We start from the raw sequence: 18,446 nt of genomic DNA on the forward strand, positions 1-18,446 counted from the left end.
AAGTTTACTTTAAAGAAAGTTTTTTTACAATGGCATCGTAGCGCTTTTCATCAAGGCGTTTTAGATACTTAAGCATTCTTCTTCGCTTTCCTACGAGCTTAAGAAGTCCCCTTCGGGAATGCTTATCTTTCTTATTCTTTAATAAGTGTTCAGTAAGTCGCTTGACTCTTTCAGTAAATATAGCAATCTGAACTTCCGGAGATCCGGTATCTTTTTGATTCTGTGAAAAATCCGAGATTATTCCGTCCTTTTCAACCGATGTTAATGCCATTTCCTTACAAAAACTAATTAACTAATTATATTCCAGCTTATCACATAGAATACCCTGATGTAAAGTCTACTTGGAGTCTTTGGCGGATGTTCCGCTTACCAGTGGAGGCGGTGTTATGAGCCCACCGGAATTCTTTGATTCCCCGGATTTCCCCTTGGGTTCATTATTATGATCCGCTTCCTGTTTAGGCTTTTCTTCATCTTTTGAGGAAGAATCTGACTCAACCTTCTCTGACTTCATTTCAGGTTGACTGCTATTATACTTCTCTGTTGCCGAAATTTCAACCCCTAATATTGATTTGATATTAGAAAGAAGTTCCTTCTCTACGGTCGAAACCAACCTGTCCTTTGCAACAAACACTGTCCTATATTTGTCACCCCCCATTGTATAGTTACCAACAATCTCTTTGGCATTTAAGTTTCTATCGTTAACTTCTAAAACTCCTTTAACTTCTTTTTCATATTCATATAGTACAAAGGCGATTTTATGGTTTGCGGCAATATTGAAAATTGTTTTCCCACCCATATCAACATCTGAAACAAAACCTATGGCATTCTTAATCTCCGACTTATTAACAACACTCCAGTAAACTCCTGACTTTTCATCATTTTTCATATTTTTCATGATTATCCGTTGCAATTCAACAGCTCCCTTTTGATAAAACATGTAAATATCGGAAAATGCCTGTTTAATATTACCCCCAACAGAAGAAAGTTCAGAAATAACACCGGCAGCACCATCGGGAACTTCACCAATCTGCATTATTTGAATACTTGATAAAACACCTTCGGTTAAGCTTGCCACTATATTTTTGACCTTCTCGGTATCCTTACTTGAAAACACATTTAATCGTTTAGCAAAATAATAAACAACAACACTAATTGGAACACCTTCTTCACCCACCTTAAGGTTTCCAAATATCTGATTTCCCGAAAGATTATTAAAGTTTACAACCGAGGCATCCTGAAACAAGTACTCCGACTGAGAATAGATCGGGTCAAGCCATGAAAGATTTCGACAACCGAAAACAACAACACTATCATAATCGGCACCTGCTTTGTTAAACGAGACACGACTAAAATCGAATTTACCTTTAAGTGGTGTTATGTAAAGGAAAAGGTCCTCACCGTCATCATCCCACTTAATTCTGTCAATTTCGGCACCCGACTCATCGGCATAGTTAATTTTTATTATATACTTTGTCTTTGCAAGCTTTGTAGTGTAGGTGATACCATATCGCTCTAGAAGCTTTTTATATTTTGCGGATACCTCCTTGTTAAAAACAATATCAACCGTATTCTGGTAAGCCTCCTCCACAATACTTTTAAAGGCAATCATACCTGAAATGGTATCGTAATCTACGTCATTCCGCAAAACTAAAAGAATCTTTTTTCCTTTGCCTAGTTCGTTAAAATATGAAAATAGCTGATCTACCTGAGAGTTATTCATAAAGGGTTGCAATAAATTATAACTACAGGCAGTTTGGTTTTTAAGTATATCCTATATAGATAGTCGATGCAATACTATCAGTTACTTACTGCTTTATCTCAAAGATTATGCGCTTAACATTGAATGGAAAATGCTTTATTCTTTCAAGGTAATTTTCGGGAATATATTTTACTTCGGCAGTTCTTGACATATGGGGCAACTTATCAAGGTATGCAATTCCTTGAGAAAACGAAAGTCCCTTAAGCTCCTGGGCAATTTTTTCTTTATCAAGTGTGGTAACCATTATGCCGTGAGCCTCAAGTGAAAGAATTATATCTCCCCCACTAACCTCTTTTACAGAGACTTCAAAATAATATTCCGATGACAAATTCATTTGAAATGCATCATTTGCTTCACCTGAAATAACCTTTTGTTCATAGTCGTTACGCAAAACACTTTGAATCATTGAATCTAGTTCGTCGTCGTTGTAGTAAACAGCTGTACCACCCATGCTAACCGTTACATTTACAATTGAGCCTTCCGATCCGATTGGAATATCGGTTGAAAACCTTTCCACCCCTTCACCCGGCGCCGGTTCAAAGACAATTGAGTCTTCTACCAGTACCCATCCGTCATTTTTGTGTAGGTCTATAAATTTTGTTTTTAATTGGGATTTTAGGTCATTCTCCAACTCTACACCTAATGTGGTTACATCATTTTCACCAACCGTAGTTACTTCACGTTTACTTCCACCTGAAATTCCTGAAACAGTCTGTCCTTCAAGCTCTGAAAATCCCTGAATGACAAATCTGGATCCAGAGGGAAGATTATAACCTTCCCCAAGTGCAACCGCCCTAATATTTACCGTGGCGGAGCCCTTGGTGGTTCCTTCAATAGTTGTCGTTTGTCTTGGAACCGTTACAGAATCAACAGTTCCGTATTGCAAGGCTCCTGAAGTAATTGTTGTACCTGCAGGAACCGTTACATTATCTTCACTTGAGTTATATAGCGTTACCACGCCATTTGCATAATCCCCAACCTCCGAACGGGCTGTTGTACTAGCGCTATCCGAAGTTTTTAAAGCTTTTTCGTCTAAATAACTTTCGGTTTTACTTGAAAGTATGTATGTTTTATCGGCATGATTAATCACGATTCCGTTAGTATCATCCCTTGCTATTATTTCGCCGGTAAAACTAACGTCAACATTTTGGGGATAAAGTGTAATTACAACCTTGGGTAATAAAAAATAGTAATACAAGAACCAAAGTACCCCTACCAAAACACCGATTGCGATACCGATTACTAAAAGCTTATTCTCCAGAAGTTTTTTAAAATCAAAGGTTCCGCTAAGTTTCTCAAACCGTTCGCGTATACCTCCCCTTTTTACAAAAACCTCTTGACCATCCTTTGTACCTGTTGCTATTACCGCACCATGAAGTTTTGAAAAATCTATACCTATTATTTTGTTCTTCTTTAGGTCCGGTTTACCTACCGATGTAGCAGCAGACGGTGTGGAAACATTAGTGACATCATCTTGTAATGTGTTAATATCTGATCCGACAGCAAACGAGAATGTACCTTCCTTACGAATTTCCGGTGTAGATGTAGCTGATACCGCTGAACCAACTAATGAAGGAATTTTAGAATCAGCTAAAATGTTAACGGGTTGGGAAGCTTTGTCGGCAGTTGAACTTACCTCTAATTTCTTCGTTTCACTAGAAGGCATAGGTTCATTCCACGATTTACTGCTTAACAATGTTTCGTCCTTTACGCAGGTAATGCCAAGTTTTTCGCATAGAGGAAATGTTGCAACGTCTTTTGTTAAGATAACAAGTCTTTTTCCTGATTCAACGGCCTTTTCTCGCAAAAGATCGATACTAACCAGGCTTGAACTGATATCTGATCCCTCCTCGAATACCAAAAGCAGCTTGTCGGATTTACTCGAAGCAATCTTTTTGACAACTGAAGTCAAAAGATCTTTTTTCTCGACAAGTATCTTATCAACGGTCATCTACATTTTCATACTCAAATGATTTTGCGGGTTCTTATAGATATCCCAAGCGTATCTTGCGATTGCAACCGGCGTAACATCTATTGCCGATTTTAATTTCTCGGTTTTGTCTATGCAGTCACTAAGCGCAACGGGCGTAATTATAACTGCTTTAGGATGTTTAATAAATGGTATATATTTCTTCCATGGATAGGTAAGAATTATCTCTTTGATATCGGGTAGCAAGCTCCCGCCGCCACACAGATAAATATCAGATGGCATCTGTTCGATATCGGTAAATTGTGAAAGCGCGATACGAACTCCATCTGCCCAAAGTGAAGCATCTTCTGCCACAATGGCCTTAACCTCTTTAGCTATTGTTTTTTCTAGTGAGCCTTCGGAATATTTTATCTTTCGCTTTTCCGCAAAACGATATTCAAGATTCATTGACTTGGCTATACTTTCGGTAAAGATTCGACCGCCAAAAGCAAACATATAACTATTAACTAATGTACCTTTCTGGACTACGGCTATGTCTGACGTTCCTCCACCTACATCAATAAAGATCCCGTCAAATTCAATGCTATCTGCACCCTTAAAGGCCTTTGCAATTGAAAAAGGTTGCGCAACTATTGAGATAACCTCCAGGTTCAAACGTTTTATGACGGATATTATTGCTTCTACAAAAGTATACGGCGCAAAAACAGCATTAAAATAAAGCTTCATAAGTTTACCCCGGAGACCCGCCATTCTGGAAACACGTACTGCTCCAATTTCTACTGCAGTAAGATCTACGTGAAGCGGAACAACATCTTCCCTGCTTACATTAAGCCGCCTGGAAAGATCATCAATTCCGCTAAGAATGACATTCTCACGAACATTACTTATTATTGACTCTTCTTCGTCCTCGGTAATCTCTAGGGTTGCATTGTTTTCCCGATCATAGGTAACCATTACCGGCTCGCCACTAACCATTTCACCGGCAATTCCCAAGATTATATACCTTGGAAGCTGTTCAACCGTAGCACCGGCTTTTACAAGATCGGAAACCAAATCGTTATATACAAGCTGAAGATTATCAGTTACCGTTTCAATATTTTGGATAATTCCACTGCGCATAGCATGATGCTGTTGCCAAACCCTCGAGGATTTAATAATTTCTACGCCAGATTCGGTTACTTTACACAAAAGACCTTTTAAAACCTCAGTACCTATGTCGACGGCAATGTAAAGGTCACCCAACGTTAGATTTCGTGGCTGCTCTTTCTTAAATAGTTTGTCAAAAAAAGGAATATTTACCATGTGAGCAGTATATCAAATTGTACTCACTAATTGTATCATATATTTAATCGTATGGATTCGTAGGGACGGGTTTAAACCTGTCCCTACGAAATATGCATGAATTGTATATACATCAAACCAATGTGATAAAATTATAATATGCGGTGGTAGTTCAGTTGGTAGAATATCTGCTTCCCAAGCAGGAGGTCGCGAGTTCGAGCCTCGTCCACCGCTAATGACTTGCAACTCAAACAATATCTTTATTAATATCTAAGAACTCTTTTTCTCCTGCCAGAACTTGCTTCATGTATTCCATTTGATTTCCGGAGGCACGTAAAGCAAACCCCTGATCACCACTAAAATAGAGTTTAAAGTTCGAGGTGTAGAACCTTATTACATGCTGAAATATCTGATTTACAAATCCGGCATAAAATTGATTTGCATTTTCCAAACTAAACTCAGTGGGATTAGTATCCCTAATCCCTTCAAGCAATGCTCTGTAGTTTTTGATATTGACATTTATATTGCTAATTGCAGATTCCTCGGAACATCCCTCAACAGCCGTTCTTAGTGCAGCACCAACATCCAATGCTCTAGGTCCTTTCCAAACCGTATCCATATCTATAATTGCAATTGGGATTTTATTATCATTGCAAACATAATTTGCTGCTTTTGCATCTCCATGCCAAACCCCAGATGTACTATTCTTAACCAACTTCCAGCGTAAATTCTCTCTATCGAAGTTGTTCGTAATAAAATCTTCTATAGATGAATCTCCTTTATTTCTTTTGTTTTTCAGGATAATCTGCAAATCGTTATAATACTTATCGAAATCATAGTAACCAGGTAAAGGATCCATTAAGTATTCTTCCACCCCACTTGCCTCCTCCCAAAACTTTGCAAGCAATTTTCCGGCAACATAACACTGAGAGGAATCACTAAAACTCTTTGTACAGATACCGGGAATATACTCATTTACACGTAAACACGATTTCCTTATTTTACCATTCTTGTCTAGCCAATTTGTTAAAACAACTACGTTGCCTTTATTTGTTAACCTTTGCCATACTAGTCCCTCTCTGGCTTTCATTTTATCTAGGCCAGAAGTTAATCGTTTATTAAAAATATGAGCTCTAACATTGTGGGCATTACATAGTAAAGCCTTGGGATTAAATACTTTCTCATTTACAAATTGAACCACATACTGTTTAATCACGCCACTTTCTTCATCTTCAGCTGTTACTATTGATGTGTCATTAATAAGCCCTCCATCGGGATCTACTGGATCACCAATAAGTTTAAGTCCCCAATATCGCTTCAACGACCCAGCTAATTTAAAATCTTTTGCAGAAGTAGAATCCTTTTCTGACTTGACCTTGGAAATATAACTTCTTTCATAATCCTCGGTTGAAACAGATGGAGATGGTATCAAAGTGGTCATATAGTATCAGCTATAATTAATGGTTAATTATATACCGCAATACCCCATAAAAGACAACCTAACACCCTTAATCTACAACTGTTCCAACAAAACTCTCTTGCATAAACATGTTTTTAAGGTTTCGAATGTCCGGTCCAAGTACAATAAAGCTAAGCCCATTTTCATGAGCAGTTTTAGCTGCAATAGGATCAATTGGCCAACTAGCGCCAGGTTTATGCTGTGTTACACCATCAATAATTTTAGAGTAACTGTCCCAGGTTAAGTGACTTATTCGCTCTGCATCTTTATATTTGGTAGGATTCTTGTTGTAAACTCCATCAACGTTTTTTATACTTACTATCCTGCTTGCCGAAAGTCGCATTGCAAGCATTACCGCATTCATGTCTGTACTGCTTTCATGTCTATGTCCTCCACATGCTAAAAATATAGGTTTTTCTTCGAAGGAATACTTCTTGTTAACAAACTTAAAAAGTTGCAGGTAATCATCGAGTGCCACAATATGTTCACTACAAATATCCGAAAGAAATGCCTGAACAACTGTAGCATTCATTAGCGTTGCCACAATACCTACTCTATGTCGATGAATATCATCAGCTCCAAGGTCTAAAAGCTCGTTACCGTATTGTCTTGCAAGGTAACCGCCGCCAACGGTTATAGCAAATTTATAACCGATATTGATCATTGGAAGAAGAATTTCTTTTTTAAGTTCACGAATAAACCTATGATTAATTGCCCTGTCCGAAGCCGGTGAAATTACCGATCCTCCAAGCTTAAGCACAATTACCTTGCTATCCATAAAGTGAGGCAATTAAATTAACCCATATTTCATTATATCCCTTAGAAGCAGGTTTGTAACCACCCCTACCTAATTGATCGTGATATAATAATTGATCATGGATCCGGAAATATTAATAGAGGACAACAGAATAAAACTTGCACGGATTCTTAACAAGTTCGATAACCCAATAGCCAAATATCCCAAATTTGGCGTGTGGACATACTTACTTGATTCCGAAGATGGCATAATTGTGTTTGATCCAGGTCCACGATATAAAGTCTTTTCCATAAGAAAGAAAGAGACTTATAACGCCGAACGGACAATTGAGGCGGTAGAACATTTATTCCCCCAAAAGCCAATTACCCAGATTCTATTCTCACACTACCATGTAGATCATGCAGAAGCAGCACCACACCTTCAGTATCTGGCCTTGAAAAAATTCGGACTATTACCTTCATGAGAAAGAATACGAACCCAAACGTCTAGCAAAAGTAATAAATACGAATATAGATAAAATGTTTAAAAAATCCGGTTATCCAATCTGGCGTTTTGGCGGATTTGTACAGGATAATGAACAAATTGGAAATACTGAATTTAGAGCAGTTCATGCTCCCGGACATACCACCGGAAACATCTCACTTATAAGCACCCACTACAAAACAATAATTACCGGCTGGTGGATTGAGGGTAAATATAAACCACTTGTCGGACTTGTACAAAGAATTGCCGATGAAGACAGAAAAGACTATCCGACCACAATCGCCCGTATTAAAAAACCAGGATTTAAATATTACTATTATCATCCAAATATATAACCAAGGACAAGTTTCAAGTCTGTATAAAAAACTTTATTACCAGGTTACAAACCAATCCCTACACGATATAATCAAATCACATAAATTCAATCTAAAAAAATCTGCATGAAGATTACATTTGTATATCCGGATTTTGAATATAGGGAAACTACAACAGGTTGGCTTGTTGAAAAGGGTGGATGGTACCATGAAGGGTTGGCCCAACTTGGTTCGATTGCAGAAGAAGCTAATTGGGAAGCCGATCTTATTCATCTTATGGAACCAACCACAGAAGAAAAATTTAAGGCTGAAATCAAAAATCGTAAACCGGATGTCGTCGGATTTTCGCTACGTGTTGGGGCCTCTGAATATTCAAAACGCCTTGTGAAATGGGTAAAAGAAGTAAATCCCAAAATAATAATTACACTGGGCGCTTATTTCCCCACAATGGAGCCGGAACAAGCTATTTCCTGGCCGGAGGTTTCTATAATATTCATTGGTGAATCAGAAGTCTCGATGGCATATTTCCTGAATAAAGTTGCTGCCGGAAAATCATTTTCCGATACTCCCAGTACGTGGGTAAAAACAACCTCCACCAAAGGAAAAACTAAAATTATAAAAAATCCGGTTGGTCCTCTGGTAGAGGACCTTGACACGTTACCTCTTCCCAAATTCGACATATTTGATTTCGAAAAGCTTATTGGAGCAAAACTAAAAGTGGCACTTGCCGGAATGACCCGTGGTTGTCCTTATAACTGTACCTACTGTTGGAACAACATCGCTCGAAAACTTTATCCCAACAAAGAAAAATACGTACGATTCAGATCCCCGGAAAACGGAATCGCCTACATGAAAAAACTTATTAAGACTTATCCCGGAGCTAAACGAATACGCTTCACCGATGACATTTGGCCCGTCTATACGGAATGGTCAAGAAAACTTAAAGACTTATATATCAAAGAGATTAACCTACCCTTCGAGTGCAACTATAGGGCAAATCTCTTTAACGAAGACAAAGCAAAAATTCTTAAAGAAATGGGATGTGCGGGTATTTATTTTGGAGTTGAATCCGGTGATGAATATATTAGAAACTCAATATTTAAGAGAATGTTAGAAGAAAAAGATATGCAGAAAGCCTTTGATCTCTGTCACAAACACGGCATAAAGACATATGCATACAACATTATAGGTGCTCCATATGAAAACATGAAAACTGCACTTGCTACTGTCAAACTTAACGCAAGGTTAGGATCAGATACAATGTTTTTTGCCATATATTCACCTTATGGCGGAACTGATCTTGAGAGAATGGCAGTGGAAGCAGGCTTTTTTGATCCTAGTAAGCCACTTGATCCTGACGTAAATATAATAATGCCTGATTTCAATTACAATCAAATAAAATTTGCGGCACTCTATGCAAAGTTTTTTGTTAGGCTTTATCAGTTTGCATTTAAGCTTCCCGGATTTTTAAAACCCTTTATGGAAAAGATCTTGGACAAGATATGGCTTGCAAAGTGGTTACCCTACCATTTCTTAACAAAGCTTATGGTCTGGTATAATGCAAGTATTTTAAGACTGAAGATATTTATAAAGAAAAATATGACACCACTTTACTTCTTCCTTAAAAAATTCCAATAAATTTAACACACACTCATGGAAAATAAAAAAAACCTTATATTCAGCATACTTGGAATTATTCTTGTTCTGCTTTTGGGCGTATGCGGAGAAATCGGTTACATTAGCTACGAATTAATAAGAACGTATAGGTCATCCGAATACGCAGAGCTTGCTCTTAAGTCGGAAAAGAAAACCGATCCCAATAACATTATCGCAGTTCCAACAACGCCCGAAGAATTACGTGCCGGATTTATGGAAGTTGCCGAACAAACTAGTAAACTACGAGAACTTCCATATAATGAGAGTGATGTTTTGTTTCAATTTATATCAGAGTCCGAGTTAAGAGCCAAAATGGAGTCGGAAGATCCCTCAATGGAGGAAGATGCAGGTCTTGGTGACGATGACCTTTTGTGGAAAGCCTTTCGAGTAATTCCATACGAGATGAATCTAACCGAAGTTCTAAAAGAGTATTACACGCAAGAGGTTTTGGGATTTTATGACCAAACCGAAAGTAAGTTTTATATTGTGTCAGATATTCCCAAGTTAACATTGGACAACAAAGTTACAATCTCCCATGAATTCACACATTTTTTACAAGACAAGGCGTTTAATTTTGACGCGATAGAAGCAACTATCGACCCAATGGTTGAAGGAAATGAAGATATTTACCAAGCGTATTTAGCGCTTGTAGAAGGTGATGCAACCTTAACAATGTTTTTTTACCTTCAGTCTCTTGGCATCAAGGCCTATGAAGAATATCTATCCGACATCGGATCTTCTGATATTGACATTAAAATACCAAGAATAATCGAAGAATCTATAGGGTTCCAATATAATAGCGGAATGCTTTTCACACTTTGGCTTTATCAGGAAACTTATGATTTCTCATTAATAAATGCGGCATTTAGTAATATTCCAAGTTCAACTGAACAAATTTTACATCCTGAAAAATATCTAGGAGCCGATCGTGATGATCCAACCCCCGTTACAATTACAGCCTCAGAGCTTTCAATAATGGAAACAACACTCGGTACAGGATTTAGGCAGGTTTACACGAAATACTCAATCGGCGAACTCGATACAATGTTAATTCTTCAAGACTTCATGGATGACGAAATTGCCAAAGAAGCAGCTGCAGGTTGGGACGGTAACGCAACTGCATTCTATTTAAAAGATGAAACCCACGAATACAGTATATACTGGAAATCTGTATGGGATTCCGTTTCAGAAGCTCATGAGTTTTTGGATGCTATAGATATTTATACCGAAGAAGCAGGTCATTCTAGTGTAAACACTAAGCTCGATGGCACTGTTACTCATGTTCTGATTTATGGTGATCTCAACTAGAGTGAAATTTTAAGAGTAGTTGTGTATAATTATAATGTTTGGCCAGGATAGCTCAGTTGGTTAGAGCACGGGACTCATAAGCCCGGGGTCGTGGGTTCGATTCCCACTCCTGGTAGTATTGTTTAGTTCTTTAATACTGACTCCAGGAGTGGGATATACCCTTCACTTGATCCTTATTCGTTTGACTAACGTCAAACTGCTTAAGCCGAGTACGGTATATCTCGGCTTCTCCTGGGAGTTTTACGGTTCACGTAAAGGTTTTACTTTGCACAAAGAGAATGACAGCCCACGAATATCTTAAAACAACAATTTCCTTCTGGAAATACAAAGGATCAAAATACACGAAAATTCTTAAGGAAAGGCTTGCCACCTTATATAGTTCCGCTAAAGAGATTTTTATATATGAAAACGGGCGGACTGCACTATATGAATACCTTAAATCGCTAAACCTTCCAAAGGGCTCAAATGTTGCCGTAACAGGATTTACCTGTAACGCGGTAATCAACCCTATTCTTTGGCTCGGATTAAACCCTTTATATATTGACATAGATCCCAATACGCTAAATATGGATCCAGCAGATCTTCGTAAAAAGATAAATCCCGATACTAAAGTTATTATTGCCCAGCACAGCTTTGGGAATATGGCCGATATGGACTCAATTCTTGAAATTGCAAAGGCAAACAACATAAAGGTCATTGAGGATTGTGCACATGCGTTAGGTATCAAAAAAAACGGTAAACTGCTAGGAAGCTTTGGAGATGCAGCTATGTTAAGCTTTGGAATTGAAAAAATTCTTTCAACAAGGGTCGGCGGCGCCTTAGTCGTAAACAAAACTTACAATCCTTCGATAAACAACGGATATCAAACCCTAAATGAGGTTAGCTATCTTGATACATTTCTTTGGCTAATAAATCCATTAATTTGGGTATTGATTAGAAAGCTTGGCACACTAGGATCCAAGTTGGCAAAGCTGTTAAGATCCTTAGGAATTATCAATATGGGGTTTAATAATGATGAACTTAAGGGGAAAAAGCCACACAAATACCCAAGAAAATTATCAAATGCTCTATCAATGGTGGTAGTCAAGGAGCTTGATCAGCTTACCGACAACCTTGACCACCGAACCCTGATTTCCAACATTTATGAGAATAAAATTTCGAATAACAAAATACAAACACTGCGGCTCAAAAACCATGCATTTGTTAAATTCCCAATTATCATGGAAAGTTCCCAAGAAAAAGATCGCATTGAATCGCTTCTTGTTAAGAATCGTGTTCCCATAAAGGACTGGTACAGCAAGGTTGTTTATCCATCAAAAGTTAACCTAAACGCAATGAAATATGTAAACGGAACCTGTCCTGTTGCCGAATCCATAACAAAACGAATTCTAAACCTGCCTACCGGAAAAGGTATTATGGTAGAATATGCGGAATCAATTGTTAGACTTTTAAACAATAATGATAGTTTCAGAAATTAAAGACCGCTCTACCTGGGACGAGTTCTTGCGGAATTGTTCATACAACTATTTTTTGCAAACGTGGGAGTGGGGTGATTTCAACGAACTAATGGGTACAAAAGTCTTTAGACTTGGATTTTACGATAACAGTAAACTTGTTGCTGTCTGTCTTGGATTGGAAATTAAGTCCAGATTTGGAAACTATATTTATTGCCCCCGTGGCCCAATATTAGAATGGGAAAACGAGAAAACAAGAACCGATGTTATCACCACTTTGGTAGATTTCTTTAAAACCAAGGGTTACTTTTCACTAAGGATCGACCCTGCCATTAAAGAATCAAGCACCGAGATCACATCAACCATTAGGTCAACCGGCTTTGTAGATGCAGTAAACTTTATACAGGTAGAAAGGTCATGGATGCTCGATATTAATGGCAAGTCGGACGATGAGCTTTTTTCTGGAATGCGTAAAAATACCAGGTATTACATTAGACGTGCTCAAAAGCTGGGCGTAACCGTAAGAGTATCCGACAAACTTGAAGATCTTGATACGTTCATAAACATGATCAATCAAATGTCCAAGCGAAAAAACTTCCATGCACTTCCATCTGAATATTTTAGGAACCAGTTTAATATTCTAAACAAGGCAGGTATGCAAAAGGTGATTGTTGCTGAATACAAGGGTAAAACCATAGCAACAGCCCTTATCGTCTTTTACGGAAACGAGGGTTCATACCTGCACGCCGCTTCATCAGAAGAAAACGGATCACTTCAGGCCCCTTACCTTTTACAATGGGAGGCAATAAAACACGCTCGAAGCGTTGGGCTTTCTCGCTATAATTTTTGGGGTGTTGTAAAAGACTCCGATTATCACCCAGGACACCCCGGTTTTGGTTACAGCAACTTTAAAAAAGGATTTGGCGGCTACCTGGAAGTTTACATGCGTACAAAGGATTATGTGTATAAACCCTTTCAGTACAATCTTTTTAAGATTCAGGAGCTCTATCGGTTAACACAAAAAAAGGGAGTTTAACCTACAGCACTAATTGACACAACCGTAATCCCCACCTATTATTAGGTACAGTCTAATTTGTTTTTACTACTTGTGGCAAAACCAACAAAACACGCACCGACAATTTGCACAATCCTAAGCGTACTGGCGGTAATCGGCATAATATTAAGCGTCATTCTTAAAAGTCCGCTACCCGTAATTTTCTTGCTACTGCCAACAATTGTCTATGAAGTGTATAGAACCGAGGGTGAATCAACCAAAACATCGTCGATTATTATCTTGATTGTTCTTATTCTTGAACTAGTACTTATTATTTTTAAGATTGACGTTGATCTTGCCAAACTTTTGGGACAGGAAAGTCAATATATTGCAGGATACGAGATACCCCTGGGAACCTTAACGGTAATCGGACCAACGGTTATGGCAATTCTTTCAGTGATTTTGTTTACCCGCACACGCGGGGTATTTACAAAATGGCTTGCCGTAAATATATTTATTGGATCATTTGCAATTATTTATTCACTCAACTCGGAAGCCGTTCAGGCATTATTAAAGATTGCAATTCAGAAGGTACTAGAAAATATATCCTAAAAGCGCTAATCGAAACTAGGTCGCAATTGAAATCTTGGTTTTGCAGCAAGCAACGTTAATATTGTATTTTTCCTTGATTACTTTTTGGTCGAGGTCTTTTTTGTAACCTTTTTAGCCGACGTTGACTTTGTCTTTTTCTCGGTTTTCTTGGCCGGTTTGCGTTTTATAATAATTGTTTCGGAGGAAATCTCTTTTGATGAATCTTTAATAGCTTCATCAACACTTTTATTCGAGGGTTTCTTTGAAACATTTGCCGATAACAGTTTTAATATCTTGTCGAGTTTTTCACTTATTGAGTTAAGCTGACCACTTGTTTCACCGGATTGTGGCCTATTCCCGCCTGAACTACCTCTTGACCAATCCCTACGTCCACCGTCACCACCTGATCTATCATCGAAACGACGATCTCTGCCACCGAAGGAACTTCTAAAACTGCCTCTGTCGGAATCAGGTCTTTTGTTGGAAAAACATTCGCTACAATATACAGGCTTGTCACCTGATGGATTAAAAGGAACCTTACATTCCTTTCCACACTCTGCACAAATAGCGGAATGCATGGTTACAGGACCGGAACTTCTTCGGCCACCTCCCCTAGAAAATCGATCACCTCCGGATCTATTTCCGCCACTAAAACGACCACGGCCACCACTTCTATTAAAATCTCTCATCTTTTTTTATCGTAAACTTAATGATACATTTTGCAGTATATGCTTTATTTGCATAAAAAACAAGACCTGTTGAAAATTTTGTGGGGATTAACACAGGGTAAACAAAGTGAATCTTAAAGTCCAAAGATCCATCTTTTTCATGTTTTTCATAATTGCTATCCAAACTAGACTACTTCTTTAATAAACTTTTCAAAAGTTTTTTCGGACATTAATTCATGTGTTTTGAATTCTCCATTGTAATAAATCCCCAATGTTCCAAAAGGGCTTCCCTTTAATTGTGCTTCCTTATAATCTTTTAGGTGATTAACATTACAAGGAATCTTCCTACTTCTACAAATGTTTGATAACAACTCCACATATTCTTCCATGAATGGACACTGATTTGAGTAAATAAAAGTAAACCCCTCTTTATCATCACAATTTCCTTGTTTTGCGTTTTTCGTAAATTCGGGATTCTGAGCGTTTTTATTAAACTTTAATGCTAGAAGTTCAAAGTAAGGTGGGGCAGAATCAATAACTTCAAATCCTTTATGTAGATAAAACCTTTTATCCGTCAAGAACGGTTTTACTTTTGTGCTACTAACAACCACAATTCCATCCATCTTTCTCTTTTTTGCATCATTTATACATTCATTTAATAATTCTGTTGAGATACCCTTCCCTTTGAACTTTCCTGAAACCCACAAACAATTAATGACCATAAAGTTTTTTCCAATTATTGGTTTCCATGCTTTTTCAATTGGCATGTACTCAATAAAAATTTTCCCTCTATCATTTAGTCTTTTGAAAACTAAACCATCTTTGAACCTTTCTTTCATCCAGTTCTTTTTTGTTAAGGCTCTGCTTTGATTAGCTTTATCATTTCCAATAGCACAACAAATATGCTCTTGATCTATGTTATTTTGATCAACTGTAATGATTTTAACCGTATTTTCCATTTATAGATTAACTTCAAAAATAAGTTTGGTTATTTCCTGGGTAAAGGTCTTAACATTATCCGTTGCAATATTAAAAAGTTTTTCACAATCATCATAATTCACTTTGTCGAATAACCTTTCTTTTAAAACATAATCGAATCTATTTGGATCCGGAGACATTGTATATTTGTGCTTTACCTTAATTAATTTGCCGTGGTAACTGATCTGTATCTTACGATTCATTCCGGACAGCCAAATTTCATATTCAAACTTGTCGTGTATAAAGGCAATAACAAATTTCAAACCTTTTGATTGTAATGCATCACTTGAAAACTGAAAGTAAGAATAATCCATATTATTTTCAACAATATTTCCTGTAAATTTATACTCAGTTAAATTATCGGCTAAGTATGTTCTAAAGCCTCTAAAGAATTTAACAAATTCCTGATATCCCTTTTGCAGATTAGTGGTTTGAATAATTTTCTTATAGTCTTCTATAAATTTTGTGTTGATTTTCATTAAGAAATGCTACTTTTTTCCCAAGAAATTAATCTTTTACCAAGCTCCTTTAAAGCACCACTTTTAATTACGATAGCTTCCATTTCGAATACGGATGCATACATATTCAATAAGGCAAGAACATCTAGAACCGAACGATATCCGGATAACCCAGAGACATCGATATACATCTTATTAAAGTTAATATCGAAGGATTGTGCCCGTTTAATGTCGTATACATCAAGTGTTTCGAAGTGAATTTCCGGATACATTTTCCGGGCACGTTCAATACACTTTGGGCTAATATCGGTTGCAATAAGTTGAGAGCATTTTGGATAGATAAGCTTAGAAGTTGTTCCCCATTCGCAACCTATCTCAAGCACTTTGTCTTTTTCTGAAACATAAGTACTTATTGATTCACGATATTCTTCAACCCCTCGTGTTCCCACGAAGAGCGTTCTTAGTTTGTATTGCTTTTCATTTGCCATAATTTTGTCAATAAACTATTCTTGACTATCGAAGCTCTTTATTAAAACCGTACATATACGATAGTATAAAAATATAGATTTCCAAAGAAAAAATGTTGATTCTCTCGGTAACACCTAAAATATTCCAATTATTAGAAAGGACTATGGGATTAAGCAGACCGGACAAAGCGATTAGTATAGCAAATCCCAACGTTATATAACCAATTTTTTTCATTTTGTCTTTTTTTAAATATCCATAGGACAAAAGAAACATTGATGTAAGAACCAAGATAACTATAGCAACGGTTACAAATATATGCATAAGATTACTAAATGTCATTTCTGCTTTATTTCCTTCCAAAGGGAATAAAGAGTATCCAATGTTTGATATAATCATTAATATTAAAAAGAAAACATATCCCAATTGGGTAATCTTACTATACTTTTCTTCACGGGATTTCATAATCATGCCAATAAAAAAGATAATTGCGCAAATGCCCGAAAAAATTGAAAACATTGATAGCAATTCTGCATTTGGAGCTCCTCGGGCTGTTAGAGAGCTAATATCGGTTGTAATCCAATTATATTCTTTCCAAAGATATTGACCTAAGAAGACATGTATAAAATAAAGTAAAACACTAACCATGCCTAGTTTCAAAATTATTTTTTTTGTTACTCCTCTCTGAATGCTTACCATTTTCTATTCTACACTAAAAAAACGTTTTTCAGAATTGCGTCTAATCTCAATATTCCCTACCCAGCCTAACTGACCCCTCATTATTTATATTTTTTACATTGTTTATATTTTTTACAAAGTCGCGGTTTTGACATTAAACTTTTCAAAAATCTGAGGTTTCCAAAGAACAGAGCCGATTTTGAATCAACTCTCTCATCAACATATGTCAGATACTATCACGCCTATGATTGAATCTCCAATCGGTCTATAAGAGGAATTGCTTAACTGGTTAAAACAGGACTATCGCTTGAAATCTTAGCTAAGCTTTAGGTAACTTTCCCGATATTGTTAAGTAAACGATATTTGATTAATTTTTTATAAAAAAAGAGGTAGTCAATATAACTACCTCTTCTAATTCACGTTGGTTTTGGGATTAGTTATTTCCCTGTTGCTGAATCCCTTGATCAGTAACGTTTTGCTCATTGTTCGAATCATTGTTTTGATTCTGATTTTTCTCTTGTTCTTGATTATATTGTGTCCCATCATTTTTGTTATGCTCTTGTTCAGTTTCTTGAATTTTGACTCCTGTCTCATCTTCGAAATTCTTTATCTGATTTCGAGTTTCTTCTGAATACTTATTCTGAACTTGTTTTAATCCCTCAGAATTTGAGTTATCTCCATTTGATTTCAGTTTTATTTGTATTTTGTTCATCGTTTCCTCGTGAATCTGAAATTTTGCCTGTAATTTTTCCATTACCTGCTGTTGCTCCTGGGTTTGAAGCTTGTTTTCTATTCTCAATTGATTCATTTCCTGAAATCTTTCCTGCAGTCTTAGTTGTTGTGCTTCTACCTCAGAAATTGATTCTGAAACAGCTTCGGAATTATCGCCTTCACTTAATTTCTCCAACTCGAGAATTCTTTCATCCATGATTGCCATTTCCAGTTCAGCTTTGTTTACTAGAGAGGATGTGAATGTTCTTTGAACACTTTCCACGGTTTTATCTAAACCGTAAAGAAAATCACCTGGATTAGCAGAATCAGAAGCATAAATTGTACCTGTTCCTGCTCCAAGTGTTGCAACTATCGATACAATCGATATTATTACTTTGAGTTTTGGATTCATATTAGACAGTTTTAATAAATTAAATATATCCCAAAAGCTATTACGTATTTTGGGTTCAGAAGTTACAAAACTATCAAAATGTTCAATAAC

The 18,446-nt window shown here is 37.0% G+C and carries 18 protein-coding genes, 2 tRNA genes and 1 pseudogene; 9 read left to right on the plus strand and 12 right to left on the minus strand.

Translation table 11 applies throughout. The features are described 5' to 3' along the window. Positions 1–4 precede the first annotated feature (4 nt). The 4 genes from rpsO to pilM all read right to left on the minus strand — a co-directional run bounded on the left by rpsO (position 5) and on the right by pilM (position 4,991). The gene (rpsO, locus tag JW962_00150) at positions 5–271 is read right to left on the minus strand and encodes a 30S ribosomal protein S15 (GenBank protein ID MBN1373742.1); all 267 of its coding nucleotides are present in this window, start codon (positions 269–271) and stop codon (positions 5–7) included. A gap of 66 nt (positions 272–337) precedes the next feature. Further along, positions 338–1,720: a hypothetical protein gene (locus tag JW962_00155; protein ID MBN1373743.1), complete on the minus strand. Its 1,383-nt coding sequence runs from the start codon at positions 1,718–1,720 to the stop codon at positions 338–340. An 85-nt stretch (positions 1,721–1,805) separates the two neighbouring features. Then, the gene (locus tag JW962_00160) at positions 1,806–3,710 is read right to left on the minus strand and encodes a hypothetical protein (protein ID MBN1373744.1); all 1,905 of its coding nucleotides are present in this window, start codon (positions 3,708–3,710) and stop codon (positions 1,806–1,808) included. Next, positions 3,711–4,991, minus strand: a complete 1,281-nt coding sequence (pilM, locus tag JW962_00165; protein ID MBN1373745.1) for a pilus assembly protein PilM — start codon at positions 4,989–4,991, stop codon at positions 3,711–3,713. A gap of 140 nt (positions 4,992–5,131) precedes the next feature. On the opposite strand from pilM, the gene JW962_00170 reads away from it, so the two are divergent. Then, positions 5,132–5,204, plus strand: a tRNA-Gly gene (locus JW962_00170). A gap of 13 nt (positions 5,205–5,217) precedes the next feature. Here JW962_00170 and JW962_00175 read toward each other — a convergent pair. After that, positions 5,218–6,411 (minus strand): phosphotransferase, encoded by a 1,194-nt coding sequence (locus JW962_00175; GenBank protein ID MBN1373746.1) that lies wholly within the window; start codon positions 6,409–6,411, stop codon positions 5,218–5,220. Positions 6,412–6,478: 67 nt separating this feature from the next. Continuing rightward, positions 6,479–7,207 carry a hypothetical protein gene (locus JW962_00180; protein MBN1373747.1) on the minus strand — a complete coding sequence of 243 codons (729 nt, stop codon included), beginning with the start codon at positions 7,205–7,207 and terminating at the stop codon, positions 6,479–6,481. A gap of 97 nt (positions 7,208–7,304) precedes the next feature. Here JW962_00180 and JW962_00185 point away from each other — a divergent pair, with 97 nt between their 5' ends. The 8 genes from JW962_00185 to JW962_00220 all read left to right on the plus strand — a co-directional run bounded on the left by JW962_00185 (position 7,305) and on the right by JW962_00220 (position 14,007). Further along, a complete protein-coding gene (locus JW962_00185; protein MBN1373748.1) occupies positions 7,305–7,649 on the plus strand; it encodes an MBL fold metallo-hydrolase in 345 nt (114 codons plus the stop codon). Positions 7,650–7,704: 55 nt separating this feature from the next. Further along, positions 7,705–8,004, plus strand: a complete 300-nt coding sequence (locus JW962_00190; GenBank protein MBN1373749.1) for an MBL fold metallo-hydrolase — start codon at positions 7,705–7,707, stop codon at positions 8,002–8,004. Positions 8,005–8,109: 105 nt separating this feature from the next. Then, positions 8,110–9,621: a radical SAM protein gene (locus JW962_00195; protein ID MBN1373750.1), complete on the plus strand. Its 1,512-nt coding sequence runs from the start codon at positions 8,110–8,112 to the stop codon at positions 9,619–9,621. Positions 9,622–9,636: 15 nt separating this feature from the next. Continuing rightward, on the plus strand, positions 9,637–10,947 hold the full coding sequence (locus tag JW962_00200; protein MBN1373751.1) for a hypothetical protein: 1,311 nt from the start codon (positions 9,637–9,639) through the stop codon (positions 10,945–10,947). A 41-nt stretch (positions 10,948–10,988) separates the two neighbouring features. Beyond that, positions 10,989–11,062: transfer RNA gene (locus JW962_00205), tRNA-Met, on the plus strand. A gap of 163 nt (positions 11,063–11,225) precedes the next feature. Next, positions 11,226–12,425 carry a DegT/DnrJ/EryC1/StrS family aminotransferase gene (locus tag JW962_00210; GenBank protein ID MBN1373752.1) on the plus strand — a complete coding sequence of 400 codons (1,200 nt, stop codon included), beginning with the start codon at positions 11,226–11,228 and terminating at the stop codon, positions 12,423–12,425. Further along, on the plus strand, positions 12,406–13,437 hold the full coding sequence (locus JW962_00215) for a peptidoglycan bridge formation glycyltransferase FemA/FemB family protein (protein MBN1373753.1): 1,032 nt from the start codon (positions 12,406–12,408) through the stop codon (positions 13,435–13,437). The genes JW962_00210 and JW962_00215 overlap by 20 nt, the downstream gene beginning before the upstream one ends. Before the next feature lie 72 nt (positions 13,438–13,509). Next, entirely contained in the window at positions 13,510–14,007 is a 498-nt protein-coding gene (locus tag JW962_00220; GenBank protein ID MBN1373754.1) for a hypothetical protein, read from the plus strand. 77 nt (positions 14,008–14,084) lie between these two features. Here JW962_00220 and JW962_00225 read toward each other — a convergent pair whose 3' ends face one another. From JW962_00225 to JW962_00250, 6 genes and pseudogenes are all read right to left on the minus strand, one after another. Then, positions 14,085–14,675 (minus strand): hypothetical protein, encoded by a 591-nt coding sequence (locus JW962_00225; GenBank protein ID MBN1373755.1) that lies wholly within the window; start codon positions 14,673–14,675, stop codon positions 14,085–14,087. Between the two features lie 164 nt (positions 14,676–14,839). Beyond that, positions 14,840–15,613, minus strand: coding sequence for a GNAT family N-acetyltransferase (locus JW962_00230; GenBank protein ID MBN1373756.1), 774 nt, complete (start codon positions 15,611–15,613; stop codon positions 14,840–14,842). Then, complete coding sequence (locus JW962_00235; protein MBN1373757.1) at positions 15,614–16,111, minus strand: hypothetical protein; 498 nt, start codon at positions 16,109–16,111, stop codon at positions 15,614–15,616. It lies immediately after the preceding gene. After that, entirely contained in the window at positions 16,111–16,578 is a 468-nt protein-coding gene (locus tag JW962_00240) for a class I SAM-dependent methyltransferase (GenBank protein MBN1373758.1), read from the minus strand. Before JW962_00240 ends, JW962_00235 begins: the two co-directional genes overlap by 1 nt. After that, positions 16,551–17,254 (minus strand): annotated as a pseudogene (locus JW962_00245) (DUF998 domain-containing protein). Before JW962_00245 ends, JW962_00240 begins: the two are co-directional and overlap by 28 nt. 412 nt (positions 17,255–17,666) lie before the next feature. Next, a partial coding sequence (locus tag JW962_00250; GenBank protein MBN1373759.1) for a hypothetical protein occupies positions 17,667–18,446 on the minus strand: 780 nt, incomplete at its 5' end.

The organism is Candidatus Dojkabacteria bacterium (assembly GCA_016927995.1).
In the GTDB taxonomy this organism is placed as follows: domain Bacteria; phylum Patescibacteriota; class Dojkabacteria; order JAFGLO01; family JAFGLO01; genus JAFGLO01.